2 tRNA genes and 1 rRNA gene are annotated in these 2174 nt (G+C 48.6%); all 3 read right to left on the bottom strand.

The annotated features are described in order from the left end of the window. Window positions 1-2: 2 nt before the first annotated feature. The 3 genes from CDG59_RS14720 to CDG59_RS14710 all read right to left on the bottom strand — a co-directional run bounded on the left by CDG59_RS14720 (window position 3) and on the right by CDG59_RS14710 (window position 1821). Window positions 3-78 (bottom strand) — tRNA-Ala (locus CDG59_RS14720). A gap of 70 nt (window positions 79-148) precedes the next feature. Further along, a tRNA-Ile gene (locus tag CDG59_RS14715) sits at window positions 149-225 on the bottom strand. A 59-nt stretch (window positions 226-284) separates the two neighbouring features. Next, window positions 285-1821 (bottom strand): 16S ribosomal RNA (locus tag CDG59_RS14710). Window positions 1822-2174: the final 353 nt, after the last annotated feature.

Here is a 2174-nt window from a genome sequence, read left to right as displayed (position 1 = left end):
CGTGGTGGAGACTAGGAGAGTCGAACTCCTGACCTCCTGCGTGCAAAGCAGGCGCTCTACCAACTAAGCTAAGTCCCCAGCTTTAATCATAATGAACGACATATCTTTTTATCTAGCAGCTTGTGATTATTCATCACTTCGTCAGTAGTGGTGGGTCTGACAAGACTTGAACTTGTGACCCCACGCTTATCAAGCGTGTGCTCTAACCAACTGAGCTACAGACCCTCAGATACATCTTCGAAGAACAACTTGTTGTGGATTCTTACCGATCGTCAATCTTTCGTTAAGGAGGTGATCCAGCCGCAGGTTCCCCTACGGCTACCTTGTTACGACTTCACCCCAGTCATCGGCCACACCGTGGTAAGCGTCCTCCTTGCGGTTAGACTACCTACTTCTGGTGCAACAAACTCCCATGGTGTGACGGGCGGTGTGTACAAGGCCCGGGAACGTATTCACCGCGGCATTCTGATCCGCGATTACTAGCGATTCCGACTTCATGGAGTCGAGTTGCAGACTCCAATCCGGACTACGATCGGCTTTTTGAGATTAGCATCACATCGCTGTGTAGCAACCCTTTGTACCGACCATTGTAGCACGTGTGTAGCCCTGGCCGTAAGGGCCATGATGACTTGACGTCGTCCCCGCCTTCCTCCAGTTTGTCACTGGCAGTATCCTTAAAGTTCCCATCCGAAATGCTGGCAAGTAAGGAAAAGGGTTGCGCTCGTTGCGGGACTTAACCCAACATCTCACGACACGAGCTGACGACAGCCATGCAGCACCTGTATCTAGATTCCCGAAGGCACCAATCCATCTCTGGAAAGTTTCTAGTATGTCAAGGCCAGGTAAGGTTCTTCGCGTTGCATCGAATTAAACCACATGCTCCACCGCTTGTGCGGGCCCCCGTCAATTCATTTGAGTTTTAGTCTTGCGACCGTACTCCCCAGGCGGTCTACTTATCGCGTTAGCTGCGCCACTAAAGCCTCAAAGGCCCCAACGGCTAGTAGACATCGTTTACGGCATGGACTACCAGGGTATCTAATCCTGTTTGCTCCCCATGCTTTCGTACCTCAGCGTCAGTATTAGGCCAGATGGCTGCCTTCGCCATCGGTATTCCTCCAGATCTCTACGCATTTCACCGCTACACCTGGAATTCTACCATCCTCTCCCATACTCTAGCTGACCAGTATCGAATGCAATTCCTAAGTTAAGCTCAGGGATTTCACATCCGACTTAATCAGCCGCCTACGCACGCTTTACGCCCAGTAAATCCGATTAACGCTCGCACCCTCTGTATTACCGCGGCTGCTGGCACAGAGTTAGCCGGTGCTTATTCTGCGAGTAACGTCCACTATCCCAGAGTATTAATCTAGGTAGCCTCCTCCTCGCTTAAAGTGCTTTACAACCAAAAGGCCTTCTTCACACACGCGGCATGGCTGGATCAGGCTTCCGCCCATTGTCCAATATTCCCCACTGCTGCCTCCCGTAGGAGTCTGGGCCGTGTCTCAGTCCCAGTGTGGCGGATCATCCTCTCAGACCCGCTACAGATCGTCGCCTTGGTAGGCCTTTACCCCACCAACTAGCTAATCCGACTTAGGCTCATCATTTAGCGCAAGGTCCGAAGATCCCCTGCTTTCTCCCGTAGGACGTATGCGGTATTAGCATTCCTTTCGGAATGTTGTCCCCCACTAAATGGCAGATTCCTAAGCATTACTCACCCGTCCGCCGCTAGGATCAGTACCGAAGCACCTCACCCCGCTCGACTTGCATGTGTTAAGCCTGCCGCCAGCGTTCAATCTGAGCCATGATCAAACTCTTCAGTTTAAAATCATTTGTACTTTACTAAAAGTACTAAATCTGGCTCATCAATTTTCTGACTAAAAATTCGCTCAAATAAACTTCGAGAAATTTCTACCATTCAATCAATGAAATATTTTCGATCGATCAACCAGTAAAAATCCACACAAGTTGTTCTTCTATTCTCTTAATGATCTTCTCGATGATTCGTCATCATCAAGCTAGGTCGGCTATGTTACTCTAATCTAAATTAAAGTCAACAGGTAATTTAGATATTTTTAAAACTTACCAATCAATCTAAGAACCTAACTAATCTAGCCAAATCCTTGTTTCTCAACAAGTTTTTATCTGCATCACCGCCGATGGATGTGCATTCTACA

Origin of the sequence: Acinetobacter sp. WCHA29 (genome assembly GCF_002165335.1) — a bacterium.
Classification (GTDB): domain Bacteria; phylum Pseudomonadota; class Gammaproteobacteria; order Pseudomonadales; family Moraxellaceae; genus Acinetobacter.
The sequence above is the reverse complement of the archived record's forward strand: the minus strand, read 5'-3'. Positions and strand labels throughout refer to the sequence as shown.